3 protein-coding genes are annotated in these 3,320 nt (G+C 72.4%); all 3 read left to right on the plus strand.

The annotated features are described in order from the left end of the window. Positions 1 to 602, plus strand: a 602-nt coding sequence (locus tag ACRYR9_RS19575) for a hypothetical protein (RefSeq protein WP_432540218.1), incomplete at its 5' end; no start/stop codon positions are given. A 67-nt stretch (positions 603 to 669) separates the two neighbouring features. Then, the gene (locus tag ACRYR9_RS19580; protein ID WP_432496882.1) at positions 670 to 1,665 is read left to right on the plus strand and encodes a LysR family transcriptional regulator; all 996 of its coding nucleotides are present in this window, start codon (positions 670 to 672) and stop codon (positions 1,663 to 1,665) included. Between the two features lie 164 nt (positions 1,666 to 1,829). Continuing rightward, on the plus strand, positions 1,830 to 3,161 hold the full coding sequence (locus ACRYR9_RS19585; protein ID WP_432496879.1) for an ABC transporter substrate-binding protein: 1,332 nt from the start codon (positions 1,830 to 1,832) through the stop codon (positions 3,159 to 3,161). The last annotated feature ends 159 nt before the right edge of the window (positions 3,162 to 3,320 follow it).

A 3,320-nucleotide genomic window follows, 5' to 3' on the forward strand; every position in this document is an offset into this window, starting at 1 on the left:
AGGTCCTGCGGACCTGCGCGGACCCCTACGGCTGCCGGGTCGTGCTGCGCCCGGGGGCCCGGGCCGCGGTGACGCGCCTCACCTGGCGCCCCGGTGACGGTGAGCACTTCGAGCGGATGGTCGGCGTGCTGGAACGTCGCGACGGTCTCGGCGACCTCGTGGCGTCCGCCGGCCGGGTCGGTGACGGATACCGCGTCGAGCACCCCGGGGGTGCTACCACGGAGCTGCACTGGCGACAGGACCGGGAGTGGGCGGCAGGGCCGGCGATGAGCTGCCCCCTGCACCCCGAGGGCAGCACGCAGCTGTGCGTCGAACACCCTCCGTTGATCGTCGGGGTGGACGTCCCGGCTCCGGCAGGGGCCCTGGAGCGGTGGATGACGGAGGTGCTGGGGCTCGTGCCCACGGCGTGGGACCTCCTCGCTCCGGCCGGGGCGGCGGGTCCGGAGCTGCGCGCCGCGCCCGAGGGCGGTGCCGGGTTGCGGGTGCGGTCCGGCCGCGCGCACGCCGGGCGTGCGTGGACGACCTCGGGCGGGCTGCGTCTGAGCGTGGTGGCGGACGCGTCGTGGCGGGTGGGCGAACTGGAATCAGAAGCGCTCTTCTGATATCTTCTGCGGCGCAGACGACGGGCCAAGAGGGTCCGAGCCGGACGATGACGTCGGGAGCCGCCTCGTGGTCAACCTGCTCAACACCGACCTCAACCTGCTCGTCCCACTGGACGCCCTCCTGACCGAGCGGAACGTGACCCGGGCGGGCGCGCGCATCGGGGTCAGCCAACCCGCCATGAGCGCCGCCCTCGGGCGCTTGCGCCGGCAGTTCGACGATGAGCTGCTGGTGCGTGTCGGGTCGCACTACGAACTCACCCCGCTCGCGGAGGACCTGGCCGGCAGGGTGCGCGACGTGCTGCGCATGGCCGAGGAGACGCTCAACCCCAGACCCGGTTTCGACCCCGCGAGTTCCACCCGCGAGTTCAACCTCATCTCCTCCGACTACGCCGTCGCCGTCCTCGCCCCGTTGTTCATGGCCCGCCTGCGACTGCACGCGCCGGACGTGAAGGTCAGGATGGCCAGCGTGGACGCCACGGCGATCGACTCGCCCCAGACGGCCCTGCGGTCGGCCGACCTGCTGTTCACCCCCCGCGGCCAGACGTCCGGCATCCCCAGCACCGACCTGTTCAGCGACCACTGGGTCTGCATCAGCGGCACCGCGAGGTCGGGTGGACGGCTCGACGAGGACGAGCTGCGGTCTTCGCGCTGGGCTCGTGCCTTCGCCGACTACGGCGGGACGGCGGCCGACCGCCAGGTCGATGAGCTCGTCGTGGGTGCCCGGGTGGACCTGGTCGTCGACAGCCTGGCGCTGCTGCCCACCGCGATCGCAGGCACCGACCTGCTGGCGCTGGTGCCCAACCGGCTGCTGGCCCACGCCGAGTCCCTGGCCGTCGTGCACCGCGTCGAGGTCCCGTTGCCGCGCATCCGGTTGCGCGAAGCCGCCTGGTGGCACCCGTCGCTGCAGGACGACCCGGGGCACCGGTGGTTCCGGGGTCTGGTCCGCGACGCCGCCCGCAGCCTGCCGGCCGATCCTGCAGCACAGGAACCGGAGGAGCTCGCCGCGCGGACGGAGCCGGCCGCGGCGGGCCCTGCGGCAGTCGAGGATCGCTGTCCGGCCTGATCCGGTCCCGCGAGCATCAGCGACGACGATGCGCACCATCCCGAACCGCTATTTCCCGCGAGTTTCCCAGGTCGGCACAATCGGTGCAGACGCCAGCCCCACTGGTGCGAGACCCGCTCGGATCCATTCCGGGAAGAGCCCGACAACGCCGTCAGGAGACCTGCATGACCACGTCGAACTCCCCGTCCCGCTCCACGTCCCGACCGGTGAACCCGCGTCGCCGGGCCGCCGCAGCAGTCCTCGCCGGAGCGGTGTTCGCGGTCTCCGCGGCGTGCTCGTCGGGGGACGAGACCGCGGCCGAGGACGGCCCGGTGACCATCCGCTTCGCCGCCGAGACGCCGACGAGCGGGGAGGGCCCGTACCGCGCCCTGGCCCAGGCCTTCGAGGCCGAGAACCCGGACATCAAGGTCGAGGTCGTCGAGACCCCGCTCGACTCGTACGCCAACGTGCTGCGCACCCAGTTGCGCGGGGGCAACGCCCCCGACGTCTTCTACGGTTCGCCCGGGACGGGGAACACCAACGCCCTGCTGACCCTGGCCGACGCCGGGCTCGTGGCACCGCTGACCGACGAAGCCTGGGCCGAGGAGGCGGTCCCGGACAGCGCGAGTCACCTCTTCGAGAGCGGTGGCGAGCTCTACGCGGTGCCGCTGGACCTCTCCCCGAGCACTGAGATCATCAACGAGACCGCCTACGCGGCCGCGGGACTCGCCCCGGCGACGACCCTGCCCGAGCTGCTGCAGCAGTGCGCGCAGCTCAAGGACGAGGGCAAGTCCGTGTTCGCGGTCGCCGGGTCGAACCCGGGGAACCTCTCGCTGATGACGATGGAGTTCGCCTCGAGCACGGTCTACGCGGACGACCCGGACTGGAACGCCAAGCGCGCCGACGGTGAGGTCACCTTCGCCGAGAGCGCTGAGTGGAAGCAGACCCTCGACTCCATCGTGGCCATGAAGGACGCCGGCTGCTTCCAGGAGGGTGTCGCAGGCGCCGGTTTCGCTGAGATCACGCAGGCGCTGACCAGCGGGTCCTCGCTGGGCATCTTCGCGCCCGGTGGTGCGGTGACCGAGATCAGCGCCTCGACGCCCGGCGTCGAGTTCGGTGTGGCCGTGCCGCCGGGGCCGACCGCCGAAGACACCCGGCTGACCGTCACGACGTCCAACGCGCTGGCCCTCTCGGCCGAGAGCGAGCACCTGGACGCGGCGAAGAAGTTCCTCGAGTTCGCGGCCCAGCCCGCTCAGCAGGACGCGTTCGCGGAGATCTCGGGCAACCTGTCGCTGACCTCGCTGACCGCCGAGGGTGCCGGCAACGTGCCCGAGCAGCTGGCGAACATCTCCGAGCTGCTGACCGACCAGGACAAGCAGGTGCCGCTGGGCTACATCACCTGGAGCTCGGGTGCGGTGACCGACGCGCTCGGCACCGGCGTCCAGGGCCTCCTCACGGGGCAGACGACGACCGAGGACGTCCTCGCCGCCATGGACGCCGCCTACGACCAGGCCTGAGCACGCACGCAGGAGAGGCGCGAACGACCGAGGGGGCCGGTACCGCGAGAGCGGTGCCGGCCCTCCGTCGTGCCCGGGGTCGCGTGCTCCGACCGCGCGCAGCGCGGTCCCAGCGGGACGCGGAAGGGCCCCTGGTCGTGCGGTTCCCCGCAACCCCCC

Source organism: Kineococcus auxinigenes (assembly GCF_050871525.1).
Taxonomy (GTDB): domain Bacteria; phylum Actinomycetota; class Actinomycetes; order Actinomycetales; family Kineococcaceae; genus Kineococcus.